The organism is Vibrio variabilis, from assembly GCF_003263785.1.
In the GTDB taxonomy this organism is placed as follows: domain Bacteria; phylum Pseudomonadota; class Gammaproteobacteria; order Enterobacterales; family Vibrionaceae; genus Vibrio; species Vibrio variabilis.
Window position 1 is genome coordinate 1 of sequence record NZ_JYJK01000110.1, and the last position, 24,552, is coordinate 24,552.

The following is a 24,552-nucleotide window of genomic DNA, read 5'->3' on the forward strand; positions in this document are numbered from 1 at the left end:
AACTACAGGCTAGCGTCTATCGCCGCTTCGCCTGAGATTATATTCCCGATGCGCCGCAAGCCTATTACTAACAATGCCTCCGATAACAACGCTCCGGCCGACCCACCGACCCATAATTCACATCGGCCTCAAGCTCTCCAGTACCAACCAAGAACTCCAAATAACGCCTCGCCGTCGTTCGGCTCGCACCAATGCTATCCCCTGCCTCATCCGCAGTAAAACGGCTATCTTGCTTAAACAAACCACGAATTTTCTCCAAGGTAACACCATCAATGCCTTTCGGCAGGCGTACCTCAGAATTGCTCTCCGCACTGTTGTTCTGCTGCATCATTTCATCAACGAGGGATTGATTAAGATCGTCAGCGTGATGAAGTTGTTCGGTGCGTTTTTGGTACTTCTTAAGCGCCGCTTCCAACCTTGGGAACATGACCGGTTTTAGCAGATAGTCAATCACGCCCCCTCGCATCGCATGTTGCAGGGTCTCGACATCTCTCGCAGCGGTAATCAGAATCACATCGCACTCTTGGTTAAGACTGCGAATATGACCAAGTATCTCAATCCCAGTACCATCAGGTAGATACACATCCAGCATCACCAAATCAGGCTCCAGTACTTCAAGCTGCATCTCTGCTTCGAGCTTTGAGGTAGCAATACCTACGACCTCAAAGCCGCCAATCTGCTCCAAATAGCGGCGATGAAGTTCAGCGATCTTGAGATCGTCTTCTATTATCATGACTCGAGTGAAGTCATTCATACTAATCCATCCTTCGGAATGTATACGGTAACACGGGTTCCCATGGTGTCGTTGTCTATCATCTCTAACTGCCCTTGGTAACGCTCAGTCAGTTGCTTCACCAAAAACAAGCCAACGCCGCGATTTTGGGCTGATTTACTTGAAACGCCTCGGGTGGTTAAGGCATCAACATCAAGGTGCTGTGGCAGCCCACACCCCTGTCGATAACCTCTAGAATGACTTCGTTGCCAAAATCACTGACTGATACGTCGACTGTTGAGCGCTCTGGTCGTTGGTTCGGGGTTTGTTTGATAGCAGATAAGCTTGCCTCAAACGCGTTGTCGATCAAATTACCCAATATGGTCACCAGATCGTCAGCATTGATGCTGTCATCCAAAGGTTCTAATCGAGATTCTTCATCAACAGTCAACGTTAAACCTAGCTCACGAGCTCGCTCGGTTTTGCCCAACAACATTCCCGCTATTAGAGGGTCTTTGACTGTTTCTCTTAAAAACTCAATGAGGGATTGATAGTGCGCAGTTTCTTGTCCAATTAGGTTTTGTACCGCGTCTACCTCACCCATTTGTACAAGACCACTAATCGTATTCAGTTTGTTGCGATGTTCATGAGTTTGAGAGCGCAGCATCTCTGCATAAGCTTTGGTTTGCGACAGTTGGTCAGTCAGCTCACTAATTTCATCACGGCGACGGAAACTAGAAACGGCACCAACCACCTTATTATCAACAACAATTGGGCTTCGATTGGCCACGATACGCTGCTGATTGAGATAGAGTTCTATATCGTGATCCGCCTCTTGACTATCAATCAAAGACTGAAGATCAGAATTAGGGAGTGCTTTGCTCAGCGGTTGGTTAATCACCTTCCCTTTTTCCAGCCCTAAGATGTCACAAGCACTGGTGTTAATAGAACGCAGCACACCGTGACTATCGATACTGATGACTCCTTCTTTGATGGTACTCATCGTCACATCGAGCTCACCATACAAGCGGCCTATCTCTTCGGGTTCAAAGCCAAGGATGGCTTTTTGAAAACGTCTTGAAATGAAGTACGAAACAATCGCATTGGCTATAAGCACCAATACCGCCATTCCTAATAAGAACAACAAGTAAGGCTCAATGCGATCTTGCAGTCTATCTAACAAATAACCGACAGAAACCACACCAATAATATTTCCGTCTTGATCAAAGACAGCCGCTTTGCCGCGAACGGATTTGCCTAGCGAGCCTTCTGCGAAGGACACATACGACTGACCGTGAACCAGAGCCTGGTCGTTGTCGCCCCCTTTCATAGGCAAGCCAATACGCTCATCCACCGGGTGTATAAGACGGATACCTTGCTTGTCGCCAATCACAATAAACGCCGCACCGATCATTTCAGTGAGACCACGATAGCGATCTTGCATAAGCGACGCTGTATCGTACTCAATCATGTGGATAACAGCAGAAGACTGAGCAAGAAATGTCGCCACGCCTTTGGCCTTCAAGCCGACTTCCAGCTCTTGAGATTGTTTGATATAGCTGAAGCCTGCGAGCGTTAAGACAAGCAACTGCAACAATCCCGACACTGTCATGATGATCAGCATTCGGTATCGAAAACTTATCTGATTCCATTTCATTTAGACACTCCCCCAAACGCCAATGTAACAGTATTGCAACATGCGAGCATCCACACCGAAAGCGATCTGTGAACTGCTCAACTGTTTTGACCTGGTTATCATTGTGTTGTCTATTTTTACATCAGTTTACACACTCGTTATGTTGCAATCGTGTTCATTCTGTAACCTGACTAAGATCACACCATTTTTAGGTTAAATTTAGAACTCTTGACTACCACTTTCGTATAGTATGAAACGTGCCCCAGTACAAAACAGAAGAGCAAGCATGTCTTATTGCCCACGACTTTACTCATACTGGTTGGCGCAACAACAAAAACAATAAGCAATGAAGCAGTAGTACCCGTAACTAATAGCAATATTAGGTATCTGATAAGGGAATGATTATGGAACGTGACTGTTTTGGAATTTGCCTTGATAAGGCTTTGCTGTCGCAACACCGACGAGCCACCTTTACTCACGTAAGGGCTTATCAAACCACAACCTCTTTGGAAGACGATTTGGAACAAGACGTTGTCGTCTCGTTCTCATCGCCTCAAATGTCAGGCAACGAAGTACTTAAGGTGCTGAAACAATCAAAACACTTGTTGTGGCGAGCGGGCTATCTTTGTCCTTCTCATGACTAGTGTAATAACGAGCATCTAAAGGTAACTAACAACAATAGCTAGGTAAAAAGCAGCATCTCCCCGGATGTTGCTTTTTTTTCGCCCCTTTAGAACACATCAATAAATTCGGAAAAACAAACACATACATGCGTAATTTTCGCCACAGCATCTATAGTTAAGTTATTGCACACCATTTTATTAGAGCATATACTCTAGAAAGATTTTATAAACACCTGTTTGGAGCATTCATGAAGATCAAGTCCCTGCCATTGGCCATGGGCGTTTTACTAGGATCGCTTTCATTTAGTACCGTAGCCGCAGAGGTTTCTTTTGATGAAGCATGGCAATTGCTTCAGCAGAACAATAACTCCTTGGCCGCACAACGTGCTAACGTGGAGCGCTACGGACACCTAAAAGACGCATCAAAAAGCTTGAACCTACCTAAAGTCACTGTAGGTGCCAATTACACTCGACTTGACCAAGACGTCACGCTAAACGGCCAGCAGTTTGCCGAAAGTTTGAGTGGCCTTCCGGATCTCTCTGCGATTGGTGCCGTACCCGGCTTAGGCCAAATCGCGAATGCACTTGGAGGCGTCACCTCAACACTTGAAAACAAAGACATCTTTAGCTCCTCGATTCGAGCAGTGTGGCCAATCTTCACTGGTGGTCGTATTACCGCAGCGCAGACCGCGGCAGAGGGTAAGCAAGATGAAGCTCGCAGCCAATTGGCAATGGAAGTCCAAGCGCGATATGAAGATCTCAGCAAATACTATTTCAGTGTCATCTTGGCCAAAAATGTCGTCGATACACGTATGGCGGTTGAAAAAGGGCTGACTAAGCATCGCGACTTTGCCCTCAAAATGGAAGAACAAGGGCAGATCGCCCGAGTTGAGCGCCTGCAAGCAGAAGCTTCATTGGATAAAGCGGTCGTTGAACGTAAAAAAGCCGAACATAGCCTGAACATTGCTCAAGCGGCATTAACTCAAGTACTTGGCCAAATCGAGAAAGTCGAACCCCGTGACGAACTTTTCATTAACCGAACTTTACCGCCACTGGATGCATTTATCGATCAAACCCTTGATACCTACCCTGGCCTTGCGATTCTTGATGCTAAAGAAAAACAAGCCAGCAGCTTAATCAAAGCTGAAAAAGGTAAATACTACCCGGAAGTCTATGCGTACGGTGACTACAGTCTTTATCACGGTGACTCTTTAACTAGCCAGCTTAAGCCCGATTGGTTAGTTGGTATTGGCGTCAGCGTACCGCTACTGGAAAACTCTGGTCGTAGCGAACAGATGAAAGCAGCTGGCAGCGCCGTCTCTCAAGTTCAATTTTTACGTAAGCAAGCGCGCCAAGATTTGAGCGTGTTAGTTGAAAAAACCTATCTTGAAGCGCAGCAAGCCCTCGACGAAGTTCAAGGACTAAATTCCAGTATCAAACTGGCGCAAGAGAATCTGAAGCTGCGTCAAAAAGCCTTCTCCCAAGGGCTAGGCCGCTCTCTCGATGTGGTTGACGCTGAACTCTACCTGGCCAGTATCAAAACTCAACAAGACGCAGCGAGTTTTCAATATCTGCTGTCTTTAAACAAACTGCTCGCGCTTTCTAGCGAGATGAACAATTTCTCCAGCTACAAATACAACGCTATCACCCTGCCCAACTACGATCTGAGGATGCATCATGAACAAGGTAAAACCCACTTTAGTTACACTAGGCGCCGTTGCCGTTATTGGTTGGGTTGGCTATAAGTTTTTCGATGCTTACCAAGCACCAGCAATGCATATTCAAGGCCAAATTGAGTCACAGCAATACAGCATTTCGTCAAAAGTACCTGGTCGGATCGATGACGTACTCGTCCGAAAAGGTGACAATGTCACTGAAGGTCAGCTCATCTTCACTATCCACAGCCCGGAAATTGAAGCCAAGCTAGAACAAGCGGTTGCTGGCGAAAAAGCCGCAGGCGCGCTCGCGAAAGAAGCTGAAATTGGCGCGAGACAACAACAAATTAAAGCCGCAGAAGACCAATGGCGTAAAGCCAAGGCCGCTGCTTCGCTGATGGAAAAGACCTACCTTCGTGTTAACAACCTTTATAAAGATGGCGTTGTGGCCGAGCAAAAGCGTGATGAAGCGCTAACCCAATGGCAAGCAGCGAAATACACTGAAAGCGCAGCGTTTCAAATGTTCCAGATGACCAAAGAAGGTGCACGAGACGAAACCAAACTTGCAGCGGCAGAAAAAGCACGTATGGCCGCTGGTGCGGTTGCGGAAGTTGAAGCGTATGCTGCCGATACTCAAATCCATTCTTGGTTTGACGGTGAAGTGTCGCAAGTGCTCCTACATAGCGGTGAGCTTGCCCCGCAAGGTTTCCCTGTCGTAACCGTTATCGATACCAAAGATACTTGGGCTGTGCTTAATGTTCGTGAAGATGCGCTAAGCCAATTTGAAAAAGGCAGCGAGTTTGACGCTTACGTCCCTGCTCTAGACGATACAATCACTTTTAAAGTCACTCACGTGGCAGTGATGGGCGACTTTGCAACTTGGCGTTCTACCGATGCCACGCAAGGGTTTGACCTTCGTACGTTTGAAGTAGAAGCTCGCCCAGTGGATGAGGCTCCGCTCCGAATGGGCATGAGCTTGGTTGTGGAACTGTAGGAACGACTATGCCACAAGAATCATCCCATACTTCAGCTAAAACCCTAGAGCAGACTCATGCTCTAGGGAAGATAGCCACAAGACGAAAGTTGGTGAAAAGCCACTTTCGGAGTCAGTGGCATCTACTTAGGCACGACAAATGGTTATTGTCGTGCCTGACTTGGCTGCCCATCGTATTGTGTCTATCCATCTACTGGATATTCTCTCAAGGGATAGCACATAGCCTTCCTATTGGCGTTGTCGACCTTAGCAAAGTACATTGTCACAAAAACTGGTTCGTAATTATGATGCGACGTCGATGCTAAGCGTCGATCATCAGTACAGCGACATAGGGCAAGCTAAGACAGCAATGATAGACGGCGATATCTACGCCATTTTGTACATCCCCCATGGCTTTGATAAATCGGTAATGAAATCTATGCCGCCGCAAGTGACGCTGTTTTATAACAGCCAATATATCTTGGTTGGTAGACTGATTAACTCCGCTGCCCTGCAGGCGCAAGGGACATTCAACGCACAGGTAGAAGTGGTTAAGGCACTTGCCAAAGGCAATACCACTGGCGCCGCTGCAGTGGGTAAAGCGGTTTCAGTAAGAACCCAAATCACGCCACTGTTTAATAAAGGCACGAACTACGCTCAGTTCTTAGTGACGGCAATTGTGCCAGCGATTTGGCAAATCGCTATCGTCTCGTTTACGGTATTAGTGCTCAGTGCCAATTACCGAGTCGCAGGAATCCAACCTTGGCTTGGCGAAACCAAACTGGTTCGTCACCTTGCAGCAACACTGATGCCCTACTTTGTTTGGTTCTCTTTGCTTGGGTTTGCCTTTTTGATTTGGTTCTATGACATCATTGGCTGGCCTATGGAAGGAAGCTGGATGGTGCTGATCATCGCGCAATTGGTCACAACGATTGCTTGTATGATCATGGGCGCGCTTTTCTTTTTCCTTACCTGTGATGCGGCACGAGCAATGAGCTTTGCGGGTGCGTTTACAGCACCGAGTTTTGCTTTTATGGGTATCACTTTCCCTGCCACTGATATGAGCCCACTGGCACTGTTCTGGCGTGAGCTCTTACCGATTAGTCACTATATTGAGGTTCAAGTAAGCCAAGCAAGTTACGGCGTACACGCGGCTCAATCATTGGTGCATCTGGCTCCAATGTTGGGCTACGCGCTCCCACTGGCGCTTACCGTGTTACTGATCAAAAAGCATCTCAGTAAGGAGTTGTCAGCATGACATTACTGGATCACATCAAGCTCGAGCTTCGCGCCATTTTAACCAATCCAGTCGTAGTATTAACTGTATTCGGCGGCGTGATTTTTTACTCGTTTCTATACCCACTTCCCTACAGCCACCAAACGCCGCGGGAGCAGCCTATCTCGGTGGTCAACCTCGATCAAAGTCAAACCAGCTTCCAACTTGAGAGAATGGTAGACGCCACTCCGAACGTCCATGTTGTCCAGCGTGACTTTACGATTGAAGCCGCTAAACAGGCCTTTCTAAAAGGTGAAATTACCGGCTTTTTGGTGATACCCGAGCACTTCTACAAGGATTTGATGTTAGGTAAAAGCCCCGTGCTGGCATACGCTGGCGACGCCTCACTCTTCCTAGTTTACGGAACGGTTGTTGAAGGTTTGGCACAAGCCGGTGGTACGCTAGCCGCAAAAGCCAAGGTTTCCAAACTGCTTATTGATGGTGTGCCGCTCGAGCTGGCTAGTGAGCAGTATTCTGCAACCAAACTGAATACTAAGCCGACATTCAACCCTCGTATGGGGTATGTGGATTACGTCGTGCCCGCGGTATTTGTTCTGATCCTTCAACAAACATTGGCGATGGCATCAGGTTTAGTTGGCGGTACTCAGCGCAAGGTAAAGGATACTGGAGCTTACGCCCAGTATTGAGCGTCGTCGCAGTCCGAACTTTAGTGCTCACTGCTATCTATTACTTACTCGGTATGTTTTATTTCGGTGCCAGCTTCGATATGTACGGTATCAGTAAGCTCGCCAACCCGTTTGAAATGCTGACATTGATGCTACCGTTCTTTTTGACCTCATGCTTTATTGGCATTTTTCTTGGAGCCATCACTCCAAGGAGAGAGTTAGTTACCGTGCTAGTACTCATTAGCTCAATGCCTCTTATCTTCTCTGCAGGCTTTATATGGCCAGTAGAAATGTTACCTGCACCGATGCAGTGGTTTGCGGCAGTATTCCCTACTCAGGCTGCGATCAGTGGCTTTTTGAAGCTCAATCAAATGGGTGCGGAATGGTATCAGATTCGCGAACATTGGAATCATTTATGGCTACTTACGGCCGTTTGGGGCGCACTCGCTACTTACTGCTTTAGTAAGTATCGTAGCCAACCTGCTGGGTAAGCTAGGACACTACAAAAAACAAAGGGGTCAGCGCACTAAGCACTGACCCCTTTTTGATTGTTATAGCTTATTGGTTTAGAAGCCTAGCTACGCGCCAATTCTACTTTTTCTTCTTTCTCACCCGCAGCTGGGTCATTGAACTTCTCAAGATCCAATGCACCTTCTGACTTAGCAACGATACAAGTTACTGCACTGTCACCAGTGATGTTGACAGCAGTACGAATCATATCAAGTAGACGGTCAACACCCATGATTAGTGCGATACCTTCAAGCGGCAGACCGACTTGGTTGAGTACCATAGCTAGCATGATAAGACCGACGCCAGGGACACCCGCAGTACCGATCGATGCTAACGTTGCTGTTAGAATCACAGTTAGGTAATCACCCATAGTTAGGTCGATGTTGAACGCCTGAGCAATAAATGCAGTCGCAACACCTTGCATGATAGCCGTACCATCCATGTTGATGGTCGCACCAAGAGGAATGGTGAAAGACGATACTTTATTGTCTACACCCAAACGGTTTTGCGCAGTTTCCATCGTAACTGGGATGGTTGCGTTTGATGATGCGGTCGAGAACGCAAACATTACCGCATCTTCCATCTTCTTAAGGAAGGTGATTGGGCTTAGTCCAGTGAAAGACTTAAGCATCACGCTGTAGGTAACTAGGCCGTGCAGCAATAGCGTCGCTGTAAGCACTAGGAAGTACTCAGCTAGGTTTAAGATGGCACCCAAGCCAAGACCTGTGAACAATTTTGCCATTAGGAAGAACACACCGTATGGGGCGATATTCATCAATAGCGCAACAAGCTTCATGATAACGTCATTCAGATCGCGGAATGTCGCAGCAATGCGCTCACCTGGCTCACCTGCTGCACTGATCGCGATACCGAATAGCACGGCAAACACGATAACTTGAAGGGTCTTACCTTCAGCCATTGCGCTGATTGGGTTCGTTGGGAACATATCGATGATGACTTGACCCAGCGATGGCGCTTCTGTCGCCGCAAATGAACTTGCTGCAGTTAGGTCAGCACCCGCACCTGGCTGGAATACTGTGCCCATAGTCAGTGCCAGTGTAATGGCAACTGCTGTGGTAGCGACGTAGAATAGAACTGTCTTACCACCTAAACGGCCTAGAGTGGTGACATCTTTAAGAGAGCTGGTGCCGCATACAAGCGATACGAAAACCAGTGGAACAACGAGCATTTTCAAGCTGGCGATAAAGACTTGACCACCAACCTCAAAAAGGCCGTTTACAATGTAAGCGTCTACAAATCCGTTCTCAGCAAATAGACCTCGAATAGCGAAGCCCGTCAAAATACCTGCAACCATACCGATAATCACACGACTCGTCAGTGACATTGGTTTCTTGGCATTAGTCATAATTACTCCTTTTTTTTATATTGCTTGTTGATGGAGACATCAAAAGCCGGAGCAGATTAGCAGTACCCTTTAGGCGATTAGAATCACAAATTTGTTTTCCGATCACACGGCGTGACACAGATCACCAAACTTGTTATCAACCAAAAGCCAAAACCAACATAAACGCTACAAACTGGCCACAAAGTAAATTAAAATCCAACGTATATTAACCTATTGAGCATTATATTCTTTTCATCTTCAGATAAGTTTTATTTATAACCAAAGATTATGTCAAAATTGAATGTCAGCCAAGACAAAAAGGCCAGCATTAAATGCTGGCTTGGTAACTATATAGACATTTATACTATTGTGTCTTTATCGACTCTAACTTGATATCAAAGATAACCGCAGTTTCCGCTGGAACCGTCGGATGAGCGTCTTCTTGGTACGCAAGATGTGCGGGTACATATAGACGCCAGGTCGCTCCAACTGGCATTTCTTTAAGTGCGACAATCCACGCAACCGGCGCTTGATGCAGCATGACACTCATTGGCTCAGGAAGATGAGCTGACCCATCCACCTGCTGGCCATTCAAAAGCCAGGTTTTATGGCGAATAAGGAACTCGCTGCTAGGATCAGACTCTTGTCGTTCCCCACCCTCGTCAATGATCTCAATTTGGATGCCAGAGCTGTGAGTCGTCACTTGTTCACGGGCGGCATTACGCTCAAAAAATGTTGCTTCAAACTGTTGTTTTTGCTCAAGATGCTCAGCTTGCGCACGTTTGCGCTGCTCTTCCATTTCCTTTTTCAGCGCTTCCGCTTCATTTGGGTCGAAAGGCCATGGCTTTTGCATAAACGCTTCCATGATCGCTTCTTGAATGATCTTGATGTTCATCTTTGGAAATGATTTTTGAGCAAGCTCTTTAGCAATTTCTCGGCCGTAGATATAGCTTACTTTTTGTTCTAGTGTTTCGATTTCCATAACAACCTCTTGGATTCTGGTTATGGGTTTATCATACGTATCAACCTAGAAAAGAAAAGTATGTTACGGATACTCGAACTCATCAGAAAAAGCTAAGGGCCGCTGTGGACCCTTAGTAATTTATGCAGTTTGAGATTCCGACGTGTCTGACTCGGTCTGCTCATTCGCATCGATAGGCTCAATAATGGGCAGGGTTTGAGCAACGTACTTACCCGGAGCTGCACCCAATACCGGATAATCTTCGTTACCCACCGGGAATGGTTCAACTTGTTCTTCTGGAATGTATTGACCAAGCCATTCATTCCAATGTAACCACCAAGACCCTTTGTGATGATCAGCGTTGTTAATCCACTCTTCCGCTGACTCATCCAGCGTTGAGTTTGTCCAAAAGCCATACTTCTCTTTTTCTGGATGATTAACGATGCCAGCGATATGCCCTGATTCACCGAGCACAAAGGTCTTATTGCCACCCATTTTCAAAGCACCGCGATATGTGCCTTGCCACAGAGCAATATGATCTTCTTTTGTGGAGATGAAATAGCTTGGAATACGAATCTTATCCAAATCAATCCAAACGCCGCCAATTTTAACCCCTTTATCAGCAATCAACTTGTTCTCTAAGTACAGTTGACGTAGTAAGAAGTTATGCGTCGCTGCCGCAACGTTCGTACTATCACTGTTCCAGTACAACAAATCAAAGTCGACAGGGCTATTACCCTTGAGATAGTTATCAACGTAGTAGTTCCAGTACAAGCTGTTTTCACGCAGCAGACTGAAGGTCACACTCAAAGAGCGGCCATCCATGTAACCCAAAGAATTGTTCTGAAGTTCTATCGCACGAATAATAGTATCGTTGATGTAGGCACCGACTTCACCAGGCTGGCTGAAGTCTAGTAACGTCGTAAAGAAAGACGCTGATACAATGCGCTTCTTCATACGTTTAGCAGCGTAGTAAGCCACGGTTGACGCCAACACAGTGCCACCAATACAGTAACCCGCCGCATTGATCTGATCTTTACCTGTAATCGACTCAATCGCCGTTACTGCTTTGACTACCCCTTCCGTCACATAGTCGCCAAATTCGACTTTAGCTTGTGAAGGACCTGGGTTTCGCCAAGACATCATAAATACCGAATGACCTTGCTCAAGCAGCCATTTCACCATCGAGTTCTTCTCACGAAGATCAAGGATGTAGTACTTATTGATAAACGGTGGAACGATCAAAAGCGGAGTCGCATTCACCTTTTCAGTCAACGGACGGTATTGGATGAGCTCAAACAACTCATTTTTAAATACCACATCCCCTGCTGTGTTCGCGACATGCTCACCAATCTGGAACGCTTCTGTATTCGTCATGCGAATTTTCAGTACATCCGCGCTCGCCTCCATGTCTTCCTGAAACTGCTGCAAACCCGCGAGCAAGTTTTCACCATTTTGCTCAAGCGTGAGTTTTAAAAGCTCAGGGTTAGTTGCGATAAAGTTGGTTGGCGATAGTGCGTTTAAGGTTTGACGAGAGAAAAATGTGAGACGTTCCTTGATTTTCTCGTCCACACCTTCAACCGAATTGATGGTATCAAGGTACGTTTTACTGAACAAAACGTAAGACTGTTTGATGAAGTTGTAAAACGCTTCTTCTTTCCACGCGTCGTCTTGAAATCGACGATCGCCTTTTTCAACGTCAACAACTTGTTCTTTGCTAGATTGCAGCGCCACACGCTGCCATATTTCGAGTTGCTGCATCCACCACTTGGTTTGCATATCCAACATAGCGGCGGGTTGCTTGGATGCCTTGTTCATAAACTCTGCAGTGTCCTCAGCATTGAGTTCTTGCATCGCTTTTGTCAGAGGGCTATTAACGGCTGCCTTGCCTTGCTCGAAGTCTTTCCACCATTGCTGGTTGCTCTCCTGCAGTTTCACAAGGTAGTCCGAAAAGAAGTTTTGGAACATAGCTAAAACCCTTTTCTTGGAAACAAAAAAGGTTGCGGGAACGAGTGCCCCCGCAACCCTCTATATATAGGTACTGAATCTACCTAAAACTGATTTTAAGCAGGTGTGCTCGCCTTAACAGCTTCAGTAGTGATAGCTTCTAGGTCTTCTTTAAACTCTTTTGCTACTTGCTGAAGCTTGTTGCTGTCATCCATCATTTGTTGTGATAGACGAGACATCGTGCTCAGCTGTTGGCTGTTGAAAACCGCTAGAGATGAAACATCTTTGATCTCTGTTGCTGCTTTCATTTGGCTCACACCCAACTCGCTGTATGCGCGCATAGCATTCAGTTGAAGTTCAGTCAGTGTTTCAACATTTTTCGTCATGAGCTTGTTGAACTTCACGTATGGTTCAAACGTTTTTTCAGACTGCTCGTTGATCACTTTGAAAATATCCGTGTACATAATCATTTCTCCTAAGAAATAAACATTCCAGTTTCTAAATCAAATCTATCCCAGTAAATTGGGCTTCCGACAACACAATTAACAGCGCTTAACAACGACTGCAGTTCCCATGCCACCACCAATACATAGAGAGGCGACACCTAGATCTTTATTTTCTCTTAGCATCTCGTGAATCAACGTCACGATGATGCGGTTACCTGACGCACCCAAAGGGTGCCCTAGAGCAATCGCGCCCCATTTGGGTTTGCGCGTTGCAAAATTGACTCAGCTGATACGCCATGCTCGGAGGCCAAATTACGAATAACACCAAGGGCTTGTGCCGCAAATGCTTCGTTGAGCTCAAACACATTGACATCAGAAATCGTCAGCTCAGCTTTGGCTAATGCTTCTGTCACCGCTTTTACTGGCCCCAATCCCATCACCTGAGGATCCAGACCCGTCTGAGCACTTGCCACCAACTCGCAAAGTGGTGTTAAACCCAAACGATTGACCGCAGATTCAGAGGCTACAATCAAAGCACTTGCACCATCATTGATCCCTGATGCATTACCAGCGGTCACTGATCCTTCACGGTCAAATGCAGGCCTTAGCTTAGCGAGACCTTCCATGGTTGCGTCTACTTTTGGATATTCGTCTGTAGCAAACTCAACCACGTTACGACGTACTTTGACTTCTACAGGACAATCTCTTGCTCAAACTTACCCGCTTCGATAGCTGCGACTGCTTTTTGCTGACTGCTTAGCGCATAAGCGTCCTGATCATCGCGTGATATATCGACTTGCTTTGCAATGTTCTCTGCCGTCACACCCATATGATAAGCATTGAAAACATCCGTCAAACCATCCGAAACCAATAGGTCTTTTGCTGTCATGTCACCCATTTTATGACCGCTGCGCGCTATCGCTGGCATAGCAAATGGAATTTGCGACATCACTTCAACGCCTGCTGCTACAACGATCTCAGCTTCACCCGCTTTAATATGAGAGGCCGCGTCCATCAAGGTTTTCATGCCGCTACCACACACCATATTTAGTGTGTATGCTGGCACCTCTGCTGGAATGCCGGCTTTAATTGACGCTTGGCGGCCAATACCCATACCTTGATTTGCACTAACAACATTACCAACAATAACTTCATCAATTTCTTCAACGGGAATGACTGTCGACTCAAGAGCGCCTTTAATTGCCGCTGCCGCTAAGTCACCTGCTGAAATATTTTTAAGGGTACCGCCAAAACTACCAATTGCAGTTCGTTTTGCTGCAACTATAAATACTTTTTCCATTGTTATCCCTTATTAGCTTTACGCCATGTATAAGCCGCCATTGATAGCGATTGTTTCACCTGTAATATAACCTGCTTCTTCACTTGCCAAATAAGCAACTGATGCGGCAATTTCTTCTGGTTTAGCTAGACGCTTTAAAGGAATGGTACTTTTAATTGAGTCCAATACTTCTTCACGCATAGCTTCAACCATAGGAGTACCTGTATAACCAGGCGCGACAACATTCGCGGTCACGCCAGAACGCGCACCTTCCGCCGCCAGAGCTTTAGTAAAACCAATCATGCCCGCTTTCGCTGCCGCATAGTTGGTTTGACCAAACTGGCCTTTTTGTCCGTTGACCGATGAAATGTTAATGACTCGACCATTGCCTTTTTCGCACATGGCCGCAAACAGAGGTTGGGTAACGTTGAACACGCTATTTAGGTTGGTATTGATGACATCAAACCAGCTGTCTGAAGTCATTTTCTTGAACTGGCCGTCGCGAGTAATACCAGCATTGTTTACAACAAGGTCAAAAGTACCTTCTTCTTGTTGCAGCAATCCTAGCTTTTCCTTGCACTCTTCCGTGTTCGTCACATCGAGTTCGAACAAACGAACCTGATCTTCTGTAAAGCCTTTTTCATCAAACCAGCGCTTAGCACATTCGTAATTCCCTGTGCTGTACGTTGCAATGAGACGATAGTCTTGTTGGACAAGTTTCGAAGAGATAGCAGAACCAATTCCGCCTTTTGATCCCGTAATTATTGCGAGCTTTTTCATTGGTGACTCCATTCCTAGCAACTAGCTTTATTAGCTATTTTATTAAAATTAAAATAAGACGACCTAGTACGCTTTTTTACTTAGCTGACTTTTATTATTGAAATTACACAGCTTTTATTACGTTTTAAGTTTTAAATATAAATTTAAAGGAATCTTAATATTTCACCATCGAATATTTAGGTAACGAGCCATAAAGTTGATCACTATCACAAATGAACATGTAATCAACAACAAACAATGTAAACAAACATTAAAATCATCAACAACAATATAACTCACTGAATTAACGAACTAATTTATGCAAGTGGCATTTTTATCAATAAATAAGACCAATAGACTACGCACTAAAAAAGTGCAATCACTTGTAAATTAAGTATCAACATAATAACGTATTTTCAAAAGCTAACTGTCGAGCATTATTATTAAGTCTCTGAAATTCAACACTATAAAAATAGAGTTAAGAGCTCAACATTTTACATAGTTGCAACAAGTGGTTACATAATAGAAACACTTGCCCTATAACATGGCGCGATAAGTCTCATTATGGGGCTTTGCAAAATAACGTGAGCAAATTCACCCACTAAAGGAAAGGTTAATTTGAGCGGAAAGTTTAGAGGATAGTCGCAAATCCAGAGATGTACAGTTTACGGCTATCTACAACTTCAAAGCAGATAGCCTATTTTCAGGTGAACCAAATCTAGTATTAGTTGTGTCTGCTTGTCACTATACGTCCAACAAGCGCATTTGAGCTTGATTAAGTCTCAGTGCTGTTTGCGGTAGTAGCCATTTCTTTTGATCTTGTTGTTGAATGCCGTCACCAGAAACATACAAACCGTGTAGCACACGTCTCCTAGTACCGATATGGTTTATTGTTCCTCCATGCCATGTATGAGCATTGAAAATCATTATGCTGCCTGCAGGACACTCCAAGTACACCTCTTGCGGGTGAGGAGCTTCGGTATCTTCAAGCACATCTTCAGGCAACTCTGGTCGTAGATGCGTTCCAGGGATGATACGCGGCGCACCATTGTCTTTGCATAAATCATCGAGTGCCCATATCGAATTCACCAAGTGAACTTTAGGAAAGTCGGGACGAGGCTTCTTCCAGTCACCGTGCAATGGCTGAAGCCCACCGCCTGGATGCGCTTCTCTGCCATTAAGACTCGACAGCTTAAATTCTCCTTTGAATATGTGCTGGCATGCATCGAGTACTAAAGGGTGTGACCAAATTTTCTCCCAAACCGTGCCTTTGTTAATCAAGTTGGCAATTCGAGTCACAGTCTCTTCTTGGTGGTGTTCTATTGCTAGATTCTCACCCTCTTTCTCAACAAGGTAGTCGAACTTATCTCTCAACTCTTGGAGCCACTCAGGATCAATCACATCGTGAATAACCGTAAATCCATGGGTATCGAGTTCGTCGTATTGGCGTGGCGTGAGGCCTTGTGTGGAGTAAAGTCCATGTAAGGTAGATTGATGAGGCATTATTATTATCCTTTCTTAGGCTGACTTTTCAGTTAACAATCTACTGCGAAATGGAGAAAAATCCTGTAGGGAATTTCTACGATAAACTGGACATTTGTATGATCGTTATATAAATGTGAACCAACTCAAAACCCCAGTTTTCGCCAGTAATGTATAATGTTATCTCCTCAAACGAGTGCACTTTAGCTAGAAGATTGTTATAAAAACATGTTAGACAGAACTTACCTGATTGAAGCCCTCCAACACTACGCCACCAATACGGAACAAATTCGTTCACTGCAGTTTGCTGGCAATCTTCCCAGTCCCCCTCCCCTTGCTTATCAAGTCCACTTTCCTCGCATTGAGATGGTGTTGATTGGTGAGCTGGATATGGATGTCGGTAACAGCGTAGGTAGCGATACTGGAGTGAAACTGCAACAAGGTGATGTTCTCTACCTACCCGCTGAAAGTTGGAACAAACCCAACTGGGACAAACCCGTCGTCACCATGACAGTACTTGTGGGCAAACAAAGTTTTGGTATGAGTTTACTTAGTTGGGATGGCGAGAAGTTCGATTCAGCTATCAAAGAAAATGTCGCAAGGCGTGGGCCACGAACCGGTTCATTCATTCTCCAAGCTGTAGAAGAAATGGCGTGGCATGCACAAGATCAAAACACATTGCAATTGTTAGCAAGTAGCTTGTTCAGTCATATCCATGATCTTATCCATAATCCACCAGAAACACCTTCGAAAAGTAAGGCGCTGTTTGATGCGGTTAGAGATTATCTCGAGCAAAACTACCACGAGCCGCTAACCAGAGAGTCGGTCGCTAAACACTTTTATGTATCACCTAACTACTTATCCCAGCTTTTTCACAAAGAAGGCAATGTAAAGTTCAACGAGTATCTAACTCGCATCCGCCTAGAGCGAGCAAAATACTTATTAAAACAATATGATACAAAAGTAAAAGAGATTGCTCACCGATGCGGATTTAATGATAGCAATTACTTTTGTCGCGTGTTCAAACAACAAACGGACCGCTCCCCTTCGCAGTATCGTGCGCACTACCAAAGTGGAACGGTAGAATAGACTTAAACGTTGATTACCGTGCCAGCTGGCGCTCTTTTCGCGCGCTCAATAGCACTGATGGCGAGTTCAGGATTACGAAGAAAATCAGATATCGACATTTTAATCAGGCGAGAGTTCGCAAAACGCTCTGCGCCTTCGATATTGATGTCAGCAATGATAAATGCCACATCCGCTCTGTCGATCGCTTCCTGTTCTAGCGAGTTTTCTGCGCCAAGTGCACCCTGTGTCTCAACATCAATTTTGTGACCTGCTTTTTTGGCCGATTTTTCTAGCAATTCCGCTGCCATATAGGTATGTGCGACACCACTAATACAAGCCGTAACTCCAACTAAATTCATCGTTTTCCTGAGATATTCCTATAGCAAAAAAGCCTAGTGAGTATAATCTCACTAGGCATCCATGTCTTTGTCTATTCTACGTAAACTTGTTCTCAATCATAATCACAGCAAATCAAGAACGGTTTTTCCTTCACCGTAGGCGTTGTGCCAGTCGCTCATAAAGCCGGCTACGCCAGAATCGGTCAAAGGATGTACCAGAAGTTGGTCAAATACGTCCGGTGCGATGGTCACTGACTGAACACCTGCTTTCGCTACTTCGTGAACTTGCTGAACATTTTTAAACGAGGCGGCTAGCACTTTAGCATCCAAATTATACATATCGATTAAGTGCGCAATTTCAGCGGCAACCTGAGTGCCATCACCACAGATATTATCAAGACGGTTCACATACGGAGCTAAGAACTCCGCCCCTGCCATCGCGGCCATCAACGCTTGTTGCGGCGTTAAGATAGCGGTCGCAGTAATGCGAATGCCTTCGGAACTAATGACTTTCATCGCTTTAATACCCTGTGGCGTTACTGGCACCTTTACGATGATTTCAGGGTCGAGTTTACGAAGGGCTTTGGCTTCTTCAAGCATGACTTCCGCTGTGTCGGCAACCACTTGCGCATGCAGCATGCGCTCTGGACCAATCAGCTCACGTATATCCAAAATAATGTCTCGAAGTGGACGGTTTTCTTTAGCAACAATCGTCGGGTTTGTGGTCACACCAACAATAGGGTATAAATCGACCGCCTTTTTGATTGCTTCTAAGTTAGCGGTATCTAACATATAAATCATGATACATCTCCAATCACTGTAACTAAGTGGCTATATCAGTAGCCAAATTCTTTCAAACACTTGGTAATCGCCGCTTTACTCTCGGTAAAACAAACCCCTTGTGCTGCCAACTTACTGGTATCTAAACGGACATCTCGAATCTTTGGCGCATCGCTTTGGACTAATACCTCAGAGAGACGTGATTCAAGCTTAAGCTCAGTAAGAATATGCTTGGCAATGTCATAGCGGCTTGCCTCGTTATGTGCGCCTGTGTGGTAGGTGCCATAAGGGATTTCAAAGATTTTCGGAAACTGTTCAATAAGCTCATGAACATAGGTCAATCCACGGAACTCATTACCGCGCTCGTGCATCACTTCACCCTTAAATAGCGCTTGGGTGGCATTCCAAACCACATTAGGGTTGATAGTGGTATTGCGCTCAGGCAATCCGAACAGCCAAGTGAATCGAAGTACCCACATTTCTGGCAGTATCGATGCGAGTTCTTTCTCTGCTTCGAGTTTGTTTTGACCATAAACAGTGTCTGGTACTGGCTTCGACTCTTCTGTGTATGGACCTGCTTCAGGGTTACCGTTGAATACCTGTTCAGTCGAGATAAACACCAACTTTGCGCCCACTGCCTTACACGCATTGGCAACATTAATAGCGCCTTGCACATTCACTTTGTGGGCAACATCTGGGTGTTGATTACAAAAATCGGTCACCGCGATAGCCGCTGCATGAATCACAAAGTCCGGTTTAAACTCATCAAACATTGAGCTCACTGCATCAGAGTCGGTAATGTCTAGCTGCGCGACGTCGGTGCCTTTGATATCAAACTCATTGCGATAACGATTGATAAAGCGCGTACCAAAAAAGCCGCCTGCTCCGGTAATTAAAATTCGTTTCTTGCTCATGCCTAGCCTCCTATGACTACTTGGTATCCATGCGCTTCGACATGGCGCTGAATCGCATCTACTTCTTGTTTGGTCGGTACTGGGATCTCTTTCATCGTGTAGTTCATCCCTAACGTTTCATATTTGCTCGAACCATATTGATGAAATGGCAGCAAATGCACTTCTTTTAGTTGATAAGGGGCAATAAAACTCAACACCTTATCAACGTTGATCAGATCCAAGGTAAAACCGGGTATCAAAGGTAAACGGGGAATCACCTTGCATGAGGTTGTCATCAACGCAGAGAAGCTATTCAGTACTTTCTCTAAGTTAATTCCAATTACGGCCTTGGCTCTTTTTTCATCCATCATCTTGAAATCAAAAAGGATTTCGTCACAGTACTCCGCCATTTCCGCAAGCTGCTTACTGTTGCCATGACCTGAGGTCTCGATGGCTGTTTTATAACCTAGCCTCTTTAGCTGCTTGAGCAGCTCTAGCAAAACTTGCCATGAACGAGCACCTCGCCTCCGGATAGCGTCACACCACCACCAGAGGTGTGATAAAACACATCATCTTTGGCGATTTCTGCGAGCAATTGCTCCACGGTGACGTCATAACCGACTTGCTCGAAGGCACCACTTGGGCACTCATCTACATCCTGCTCACATACATCACAGTGCAGACACTTAGACTCGCGACGAATGTTCACCAAGTCTATTGACCGTGATTCTGGATTGGCACACCAAGGACACTTCAATGGACACCCTTTGAAAAACACCACGGTACGTATGCCCTCGCCATCATTGAGTGAGTAGCGTTGAATATTGAATACCCGTGCTGTTAGAGCCTTTGAGTCCATCTCAGAAGAGCGAGGCTCTTCTGAAACAGTGCAACAATCTATGGAGCCGATTTGGCAATCACAGCTCATGGGCGGTTCTTCGAATAATGTCATCTTGAATTTCTTTCGATAATTCAACGAAGAAGGCACTGTAGCCTGCGACTCGCACGACTAGCCCTGCATAGTCTTCCGGTTTTTCCTGAGCTTTGCGTAGCGTTTCTGCGTTTAGTACATTGAACTGGATGTGCTGCAGTTTTAGCTTCATGAAGGCACGCAGGAAGTCACCCAGTTTGGTAATCCCTTGCTCACCTTCTAGTGTGGATGGCGTGAACTTCACGTTCAGCAGACTGCCGTTAGAAAGCAGGTAATTGTCGAGTTTACTCACCGACTTCAACACGGCCGTTGGGCCTTGTTGATCTTTACCCAACATCGGAGACAACCCGCCATCCGCAAGCTGCTCTCCTGCTAGTCGGCCATCAGGTGTCGCTCCGACAACAGCACCAAGCGGAACGTGTGCCGAAACCGTGTATGAACCCGGAGTGAAGTAACCACCGCGAGGGTTCTCGTAAGTCTCGACTTCTTTACAGAACAGACGCAGCAGATCCGCACCCAATGCATCCACTTCATCGATATCGTTGCCGTACTTCTCATAGCGATTCATGAGACGGGCACGCACTTTCTCCCCGTCTTTGCCTTCAAAATTCGACTCAAGTACATCGATAAACTCTGCAAAGCTCATGCGTTTCTCCTCAAACACAAAGCGTTTTAGCGCCATGAGTGAATCTGATAGATTGGCAATACCTATGCCCTGTACACCAGAGAAGTTATAGCGACCGCCACCATAAGTAATGTCTTTGCCATTCTCGATACAGTCGTTGATAAACGATGACAGAAGCGGCACCGGTGCCCAGTCTCGGTGGCCAACATCACAAATGTTTGAGCCTTCCACCATGAGTTTGACGTACTCGCAGATATCGGCTCGGATTTCTGTGAGTAGCGAATCAAATGAGACTTCTTGGTTGTCTTTGTTGCGTTTTAACACCAGCTCCATCACCTTGAGCAGGTTGAACATGGCAATATCATGCAGGCCGTAGGTCTTACCAGGGATAGACAGCTCGACACACCCTACCACCGAGTAGTCACGAGCATCTTCAAGGGAAACACCGCGGTTCAAAAACGCCGGCACCACAACTTCGTCATTAAAGATCTGTGGGATACCAGTGCCTAAACGAATTGTCTCTGCCGTTTTATTCAAGAATGCACGGTCGATAAACTCATTCACACGAACGCCCAAGTTAGGCTGTGGCAACTGAACGCTCTGATACGCATCCAAACAAAGCGATGAAAGCGTGTTAACAGCGCTGCGACCGTTCTCGGTCAAACCACCGAGCAAAATGGTGTAGCCTGTTGGGAAACCCGCGAAGAACTTAGCGCTGCTTGAAGAGCGCAGAAGTACGATATCGTTAGTCTTCACCCATAAGCTTTCTAGCAGCTCTTGCAAAAACGCAGCAGACTCGCCTTTATCCAGTGATGCTTGGTAGTAAGGCATCATGTATTGATCGAATCGGCCTAAAGACAATGAACTCGCGTTCGATTCATACTGCAAAACAATATTCATGTACCAAAACAGTTGGCACGCTTCGTAGAAATCATCGGGCTTTTCAGTAGCCACTTTGGCAGAGATGTCCGCGATGCGGTTAAGCTCTGCGGCGCGCTCTACAGATTCGCACTGCTCTGCCATGTTTCTCGCCAGCGTTTCATAGCGGCGAATATGTCTTGTCGATGCTTCTAAGAGGATCAGTACTGAGCGATAAAACTCGTTGTCAGCATTCACTGTGGCCAGCGTCGACATTTCATCTGTGAGTGCACCAAGACCGTTTCGTAGCAAACGGTCAAAGTCAATAATGATATGGCCTTGGCCTTTGTCGGTTTGGTTAACGCTAAATACTTTTTCAGAGACAGCGTGTTTCACGTTGTCTGGAACTTGTGCGTTGATGAAGTCCTTCATCGAACGTTGTGACCAGTAGCTCAGCAAGGTTTCTTTATAAACCGCCTTGTCCTCATCACTGATATAGAATTTGTCTTGCGGACGCGACTCAAAAATATCCAGTTCTTTGTCTATCCAGTAAGGATCCATTTCTGGAGACACAATGCCCGCACGCGGTTTGATAGTGCGGTTGCCAGCAATAAGCTCATCGTCGCGGATTGAAATAGCCACGTTGTCCATAACATGCGCCGTCGCTTTCGCTCGGCGTATTAGCGTATGCTCACCTTCGGTCTGTTGATGACTTTCGGTATATAAGAGCGCACGCTCTAAGGAAATTTCTCGTTGGGCTTCAAACAGGGCAGACTTTAATCGGGATATTCTCTCGGTGCTCACAATAGGCTCCATATTTTTATTTTTTGGGACAGGCTGATGTCATAACAAAGTCACCTCGGGCGATGTAAAGTGACTGTGGTATGAAGGCTCCCTTTGGTAAAAGGGAGCCAAGGTTCGCTACGCTGTAGCCTTCTCTAGATGGGCAGCGATTTTATCCATCACTGCTGCTGCGCGTTTTACTGCATCACTGACGCCGATTCGCACGATGGTTTTGCCTTGGAAACGCTCTTCATTTTTAATACCGATGTCTTTGGTCAAGATAACGATATCGGCTGCTGCAATTTCCTCTGCTGTTAGCTCATTTTCGATACCAATCGAACCTTGAGTTTCCACTTTGCAGTTCCAACCTTTCGCTTTCGCTGCTGATTCTACTGCTTCTGCTGCCATGTAAGTGTGTGCTACACCAGATGGGCATGCTGTTACTGCTACGATGCTAGTCATAATTCTCACCTTTATTTTAAATTTCTGTTTTTATTGGATTTAGTTTTCAAAGACTCAGAGTTAACCGATAGTGATATCTAGGTCTAAGTCATCAGATTCTTGTTGTTTTGGCTCTTCCACTTTGCGACGCGCCTTTAGGAAGTTCACCATCAATGCTGTTACTAGCGCACCAACTGCCAGTGCAATTAGGAAACCAAAGCGACCTTCAACAACAGGTAGTACAATCAGACCACCCCAAGCTGCGAAACACTCAACACCCAGTACTGCTGCAGTTGCGGCACCTGTTGCGGTACCAATCATGATTGAAGGAAGAACGCGTAGTGGGTCTGCTGCTGCAAATGGAATCGCGCCTTCAGTAATACCCATGGTGCCCATTAGCATGGATGCACGACCTGCTTCTTGCTCGTCTGCACCATACAGTTTTTTGTTTAGGAAAGTCGCTAGACCCATACCAATTGAAGGTGTTGCTACGGCAACGGCACTGATACCCGCTACGTTGTAGATACCTTCACCAACACAAAGGATGACAAACGCATAAGCCACTTTGTTTACAGGACCGCCCATATCGAAAGCAATCATCAGACCCATGATGATAGCCAGTACCACGATGCTTGAGTCTTGCATGCCTTTAAGGAACGCAGTTAGGCCTTCTGTCGCTGCACCGATTGGCTCACCGATACCCCATACGATGGCACCAGCGGTAATAAACGTACCAATGATAGGAATGACGAAGATTGGCATGATCGAGCGAGCAAACGCGGGTACTTTGATTTTCTTGAGGTAGAAGACAACAATACCACCCAGTAAACCGGCGAAAATCGCACCAAAGAAGCCTGTGTTGTACATGTTTGCGCCGATGAAGGCTGCAATCGCTGATGGCGCTAGCGCTGAACGGTCTGCAATGGAGTAACCGATGTAAGCCGCTAGTATTGGAACCATGAGTTGAAAGCCTGCCACGCCGATAAAGAACAGATCGTGCAACCACGTCCCTTCAGCTGGCACCGCGCCTTCACCATAAATCATCACCGAGCAGCAAGTAAGATACCGCCCGCCACGACGAATGGAATCATGTGCGATACACCCGTCATTAGATGTTGTCGCGTGTTTTTTAGAATTGAGATTAAGTCATTCATTGACCTCTCCTTAGAGTACATAAGTATTAAAATTTTTATTAAAAGAAGGTACTTGTTGTATTTATTGGCTCACGTTTCTGATTTCGCTTCTGAGAAACTCTATCTCTACAGCACAGGGTTATAATAGTGAGCAATTGTGCTATTCAGTTAGAGGACAAAACTGCTTTTTACTGGATATTTGTAAGGTTGAATGTGAATATTGATCTTGAGCACACTTTGATGGACTATTTGTTAGATTATTAGGATTAATGTAGCAAGTATTTGTTAAATAAAGACTTATATAGAAACCCACCCTTTAAAAACTCTATAAAAAGAAGATGAAGATCACATATACAACTGCATTTTTGAGCGGTATCACAATTAAATTTCAACCTAACAAATATCCAGTTTTTAGCACTTTTATCCAATAGATGAAGTTGAGCGTTTTGTTAAAGTGGTAGGCATAAACATC

19 protein-coding genes and 4 pseudogenes are annotated in these 24,552 nt (G+C 45.6%); 6 read left to right on the plus strand and 17 right to left on the minus strand.

Going from position 1 to position 24,552, the window contains the following annotated elements:
• Nucleotides 1–67: 67 nt before the first annotated feature.
• A complete protein-coding gene (locus tag TZ48_RS19435) occupies nucleotides 68–754 on the minus strand; it encodes a response regulator (protein WP_112480334.1) in 687 nt (228 codons plus the stop codon).
• Nucleotides 751–2,369, minus strand: a pseudogene (locus tag TZ48_RS19440) (ATP-binding protein). The gene TZ48_RS19435 and the pseudogene TZ48_RS19440 overlap by 4 nt, the downstream one beginning before the upstream one ends.
• 383 nt (nucleotides 2,370–2,752) lie before the next feature.
• Here TZ48_RS19440 and TZ48_RS19445 point away from each other — a divergent pair.
• From TZ48_RS19445 to TZ48_RS19465, 5 genes and pseudogenes are all read left to right on the plus strand, one after another.
• Nucleotides 2,753–2,992 (plus strand): cation transporter, encoded by a 240-nt coding sequence (locus tag TZ48_RS19445; protein ID WP_042499850.1) that lies wholly within the window; start codon nucleotides 2,753–2,755, stop codon nucleotides 2,990–2,992.
• 254 nt (nucleotides 2,993–3,246) lie between these two features.
• Entirely contained in the window at nucleotides 3,247–4,716 is a 1,470-nt protein-coding gene (locus tag TZ48_RS19450) for a TolC family protein (RefSeq protein WP_420822970.1), read from the plus strand.
• A complete protein-coding gene (locus TZ48_RS19455) occupies nucleotides 4,649–5,620 on the plus strand; it encodes an HlyD family secretion protein (protein ID WP_112460855.1) in 972 nt (323 codons plus the stop codon). The genes TZ48_RS19450 and TZ48_RS19455 overlap by 68 nt, the downstream gene beginning before the upstream one ends.
• Nucleotides 5,621–5,712: 92 nt before the next feature.
• A pseudogene (locus TZ48_RS19460) lies at nucleotides 5,713–6,857 on the plus strand (ABC transporter permease).
• Nucleotides 6,854–7,992: pseudogene (locus tag TZ48_RS19465) on the plus strand (ABC transporter permease). The pseudogenes TZ48_RS19460 and TZ48_RS19465 overlap by 4 nt, the downstream one beginning before the upstream one ends.
• A gap of 83 nt (nucleotides 7,993–8,075) precedes the next feature.
• Here the strand turns inward: TZ48_RS19465 and TZ48_RS19470 are convergent.
• The 7 genes and pseudogenes from TZ48_RS19470 to TZ48_RS19500 form a co-directional block, all read right to left on the minus strand.
• Nucleotides 8,076–9,377: a dicarboxylate/amino acid:cation symporter gene (locus TZ48_RS19470; protein WP_042499845.1), complete on the minus strand. Its 1,302-nt coding sequence runs from the start codon at nucleotides 9,375–9,377 to the stop codon at nucleotides 8,076–8,078.
• Between the two features lie 343 nt (nucleotides 9,378–9,720).
• Nucleotides 9,721–10,338: an FKBP-type peptidyl-prolyl cis-trans isomerase N-terminal domain-containing protein gene (locus tag TZ48_RS19475; RefSeq protein WP_112480336.1), complete on the minus strand. Its 618-nt coding sequence runs from the start codon at nucleotides 10,336–10,338 to the stop codon at nucleotides 9,721–9,723.
• Between the two features lie 120 nt (nucleotides 10,339–10,458).
• Entirely contained in the window at nucleotides 10,459–12,285 is a 1,827-nt protein-coding gene (phaC, locus tag TZ48_RS19480) for a class I poly(R)-hydroxyalkanoic acid synthase (RefSeq protein ID WP_112480337.1), read from the minus strand.
• 95 nt (nucleotides 12,286–12,380) lie between these two features.
• Entirely contained in the window at nucleotides 12,381–12,728 is a 348-nt protein-coding gene (locus TZ48_RS19485) for a phasin family protein (protein ID WP_112480338.1), read from the minus strand.
• 78 nt (nucleotides 12,729–12,806) lie between these two features.
• A pseudogene (locus TZ48_RS19490) lies at nucleotides 12,807–14,010 on the minus strand (acetyl-CoA C-acetyltransferase).
• An 18-nt stretch (nucleotides 14,011–14,028) separates the two neighbouring features.
• A complete protein-coding gene (locus TZ48_RS19495; protein WP_112460850.1) occupies nucleotides 14,029–14,769 on the minus strand; it encodes an SDR family oxidoreductase in 741 nt (246 codons plus the stop codon).
• A 723-nt stretch (nucleotides 14,770–15,492) separates the two neighbouring features.
• Nucleotides 15,493–16,251, minus strand: a complete 759-nt coding sequence (locus TZ48_RS19500; protein WP_112480339.1) for a phytanoyl-CoA dioxygenase family protein — start codon at nucleotides 16,249–16,251, stop codon at nucleotides 15,493–15,495.
• Nucleotides 16,252–16,458: 207 nt separating this feature from the next.
• Here TZ48_RS19500 and TZ48_RS19505 point away from each other — a divergent pair, with 207 nt between their 5' ends.
• Nucleotides 16,459–17,319: a helix-turn-helix domain-containing protein gene (locus tag TZ48_RS19505; protein ID WP_112480340.1), complete on the plus strand. Its 861-nt coding sequence runs from the start codon at nucleotides 16,459–16,461 to the stop codon at nucleotides 17,317–17,319.
• A 2-nt stretch (nucleotides 17,320–17,321) separates the two neighbouring features.
• On the opposite strand, the gene TZ48_RS19510 is transcribed toward TZ48_RS19505, so the two are convergent.
• The 8 genes from TZ48_RS19510 to TZ48_RS19540 form a co-directional block, all read right to left on the minus strand.
• Nucleotides 17,322–17,657 carry a PTS fructose transporter subunit IIB gene (locus TZ48_RS19510; RefSeq protein WP_112480341.1) on the minus strand — a complete coding sequence of 112 codons (336 nt, stop codon included), beginning with the start codon at nucleotides 17,655–17,657 and terminating at the stop codon, nucleotides 17,322–17,324.
• Between the two features lie 102 nt (nucleotides 17,658–17,759).
• Entirely contained in the window at nucleotides 17,760–18,437 is a 678-nt protein-coding gene (locus tag TZ48_RS19515) for a fructose-6-phosphate aldolase (RefSeq protein ID WP_112480342.1), read from the minus strand.
• Between the two features lie 35 nt (nucleotides 18,438–18,472).
• Nucleotides 18,473–19,330 (minus strand): SDR family oxidoreductase, encoded by an 858-nt coding sequence (locus tag TZ48_RS19520; RefSeq protein ID WP_112480343.1) that lies wholly within the window; start codon nucleotides 19,328–19,330, stop codon nucleotides 18,473–18,475.
• 2 nt (nucleotides 19,331–19,332) lie between these two features.
• Complete coding sequence (locus tag TZ48_RS25995) at nucleotides 19,333–19,809, minus strand: radical SAM family protein (protein ID WP_275426466.1); 477 nt, start codon at nucleotides 19,807–19,809, stop codon at nucleotides 19,333–19,335.
• Nucleotides 19,803–20,237: a 4Fe-4S cluster-binding domain-containing protein gene (locus TZ48_RS26000; protein WP_275426467.1), complete on the minus strand. Its 435-nt coding sequence runs from the start codon at nucleotides 20,235–20,237 to the stop codon at nucleotides 19,803–19,805. Before TZ48_RS26000 ends, TZ48_RS25995 begins: the two co-directional genes overlap by 7 nt.
• A complete protein-coding gene (locus tag TZ48_RS19530) occupies nucleotides 20,227–22,527 on the minus strand; it encodes a formate C-acetyltransferase (RefSeq protein ID WP_275426468.1) in 2,301 nt (766 codons plus the stop codon). Before TZ48_RS19530 ends, TZ48_RS26000 begins: the two co-directional genes overlap by 11 nt.
• 117 nt (nucleotides 22,528–22,644) lie before the next feature.
• On the minus strand, nucleotides 22,645–22,968 hold the full coding sequence (locus tag TZ48_RS19535) for a PTS fructose-like transporter subunit IIB (RefSeq protein ID WP_042499825.1): 324 nt from the start codon (nucleotides 22,966–22,968) through the stop codon (nucleotides 22,645–22,647).
• 60 nt (nucleotides 22,969–23,028) lie between these two features.
• Entirely contained in the window at nucleotides 23,029–23,991 is a 963-nt protein-coding gene (locus TZ48_RS19540) for a PTS fructose transporter subunit EIIC (protein WP_239670991.1), read from the minus strand.
• Nucleotides 23,992–24,552 lie beyond the last annotated feature (561 nt).

What these genes read in the sequence shown, in the direction of transcription:
- TZ48_RS19505 (WP_112480340.1), top strand. Translation starts at nt 16,459, where the DNA reads ATGTTAGACAGAACTTACCTGATTGAAGCCCTCCAACACTACGCCACC.
- TZ48_RS19520 (WP_112480343.1), bottom strand. Translation starts at nt 19,330, where the DNA reads ATGAGCAAGAAACGAATTTTAATTACCGGAGCAGGCGGCTTTTTTGGT.
- TZ48_RS26000 (WP_275426467.1), bottom strand. Translation starts at nt 20,237, where the DNA reads ATGAGCTGTGATTGCCAAATCGGCTCCATAGATTGTTGCACTGTTTCA.
- TZ48_RS19435 (WP_112480334.1), bottom strand. Translation starts at nt 754, where the DNA reads ATGAATGACTTCACTCGAGTCATGATAATAGAAGACGATCTCAAGATC.
- phaC (WP_112480337.1), bottom strand. Translation starts at nt 12,285, where the DNA reads ATGTTCCAAAACTTCTTTTCGGACTACCTTGTGAAACTGCAGGAGAGC.
- TZ48_RS19475 (WP_112480336.1), bottom strand. Translation starts at nt 10,338, where the DNA reads ATGGAAATCGAAACACTAGAACAAAAAGTAAGCTATATCTACGGCCGA.
- TZ48_RS19455 (WP_112460855.1), top strand. Translation starts at nt 4,649, where the DNA reads ATGAACAAGGTAAAACCCACTTTAGTTACACTAGGCGCCGTTGCCGTT.
- TZ48_RS19450 (WP_420822970.1), top strand. Translation starts at nt 3,247, where the DNA reads ATGGGCGTTTTACTAGGATCGCTTTCATTTAGTACCGTAGCCGCAGAG.
- TZ48_RS19540 (WP_239670991.1), bottom strand. Translation starts at nt 23,991, where the DNA reads ATGATTTATGGTGAAGGCGCGGTGCCAGCTGAAGGGACGTGGTTGCAC.
- TZ48_RS19495 (WP_112460850.1), bottom strand. Translation starts at nt 14,769, where the DNA reads ATGAAAAAGCTCGCAATAATTACGGGATCAAAAGGCGGAATTGGTTCT.
- TZ48_RS19500 (WP_112480339.1), bottom strand. Translation starts at nt 16,251, where the DNA reads ATGCCTCATCAATCTACCTTACATGGACTTTACTCCACACAAGGCCTC.
- TZ48_RS19515 (WP_112480342.1), bottom strand. Translation starts at nt 18,437, where the DNA reads ATGATTTATATGTTAGATACCGCTAACTTAGAAGCAATCAAAAAGGCG.
- TZ48_RS19445 (WP_042499850.1), top strand. Translation starts at nt 2,753, where the DNA reads ATGGAACGTGACTGTTTTGGAATTTGCCTTGATAAGGCTTTGCTGTCG.
- TZ48_RS19485 (WP_112480338.1), bottom strand. Translation starts at nt 12,728, where the DNA reads ATGTACACGGATATTTTCAAAGTGATCAACGAGCAGTCTGAAAAAACG.
- TZ48_RS19535 (WP_042499825.1), bottom strand. Translation starts at nt 22,968, where the DNA reads ATGACTAGCATCGTAGCAGTAACAGCATGCCCATCTGGTGTAGCACAC.
- TZ48_RS19470 (WP_042499845.1), bottom strand. Translation starts at nt 9,377, where the DNA reads ATGACTAATGCCAAGAAACCAATGTCACTGACGAGTCGTGTGATTATC.
- TZ48_RS19510 (WP_112480341.1), bottom strand. Translation starts at nt 17,657, where the DNA reads ATGAATTTAGTTGGAGTTACGGCTTGTATTAGTGGTGTCGCACATACC.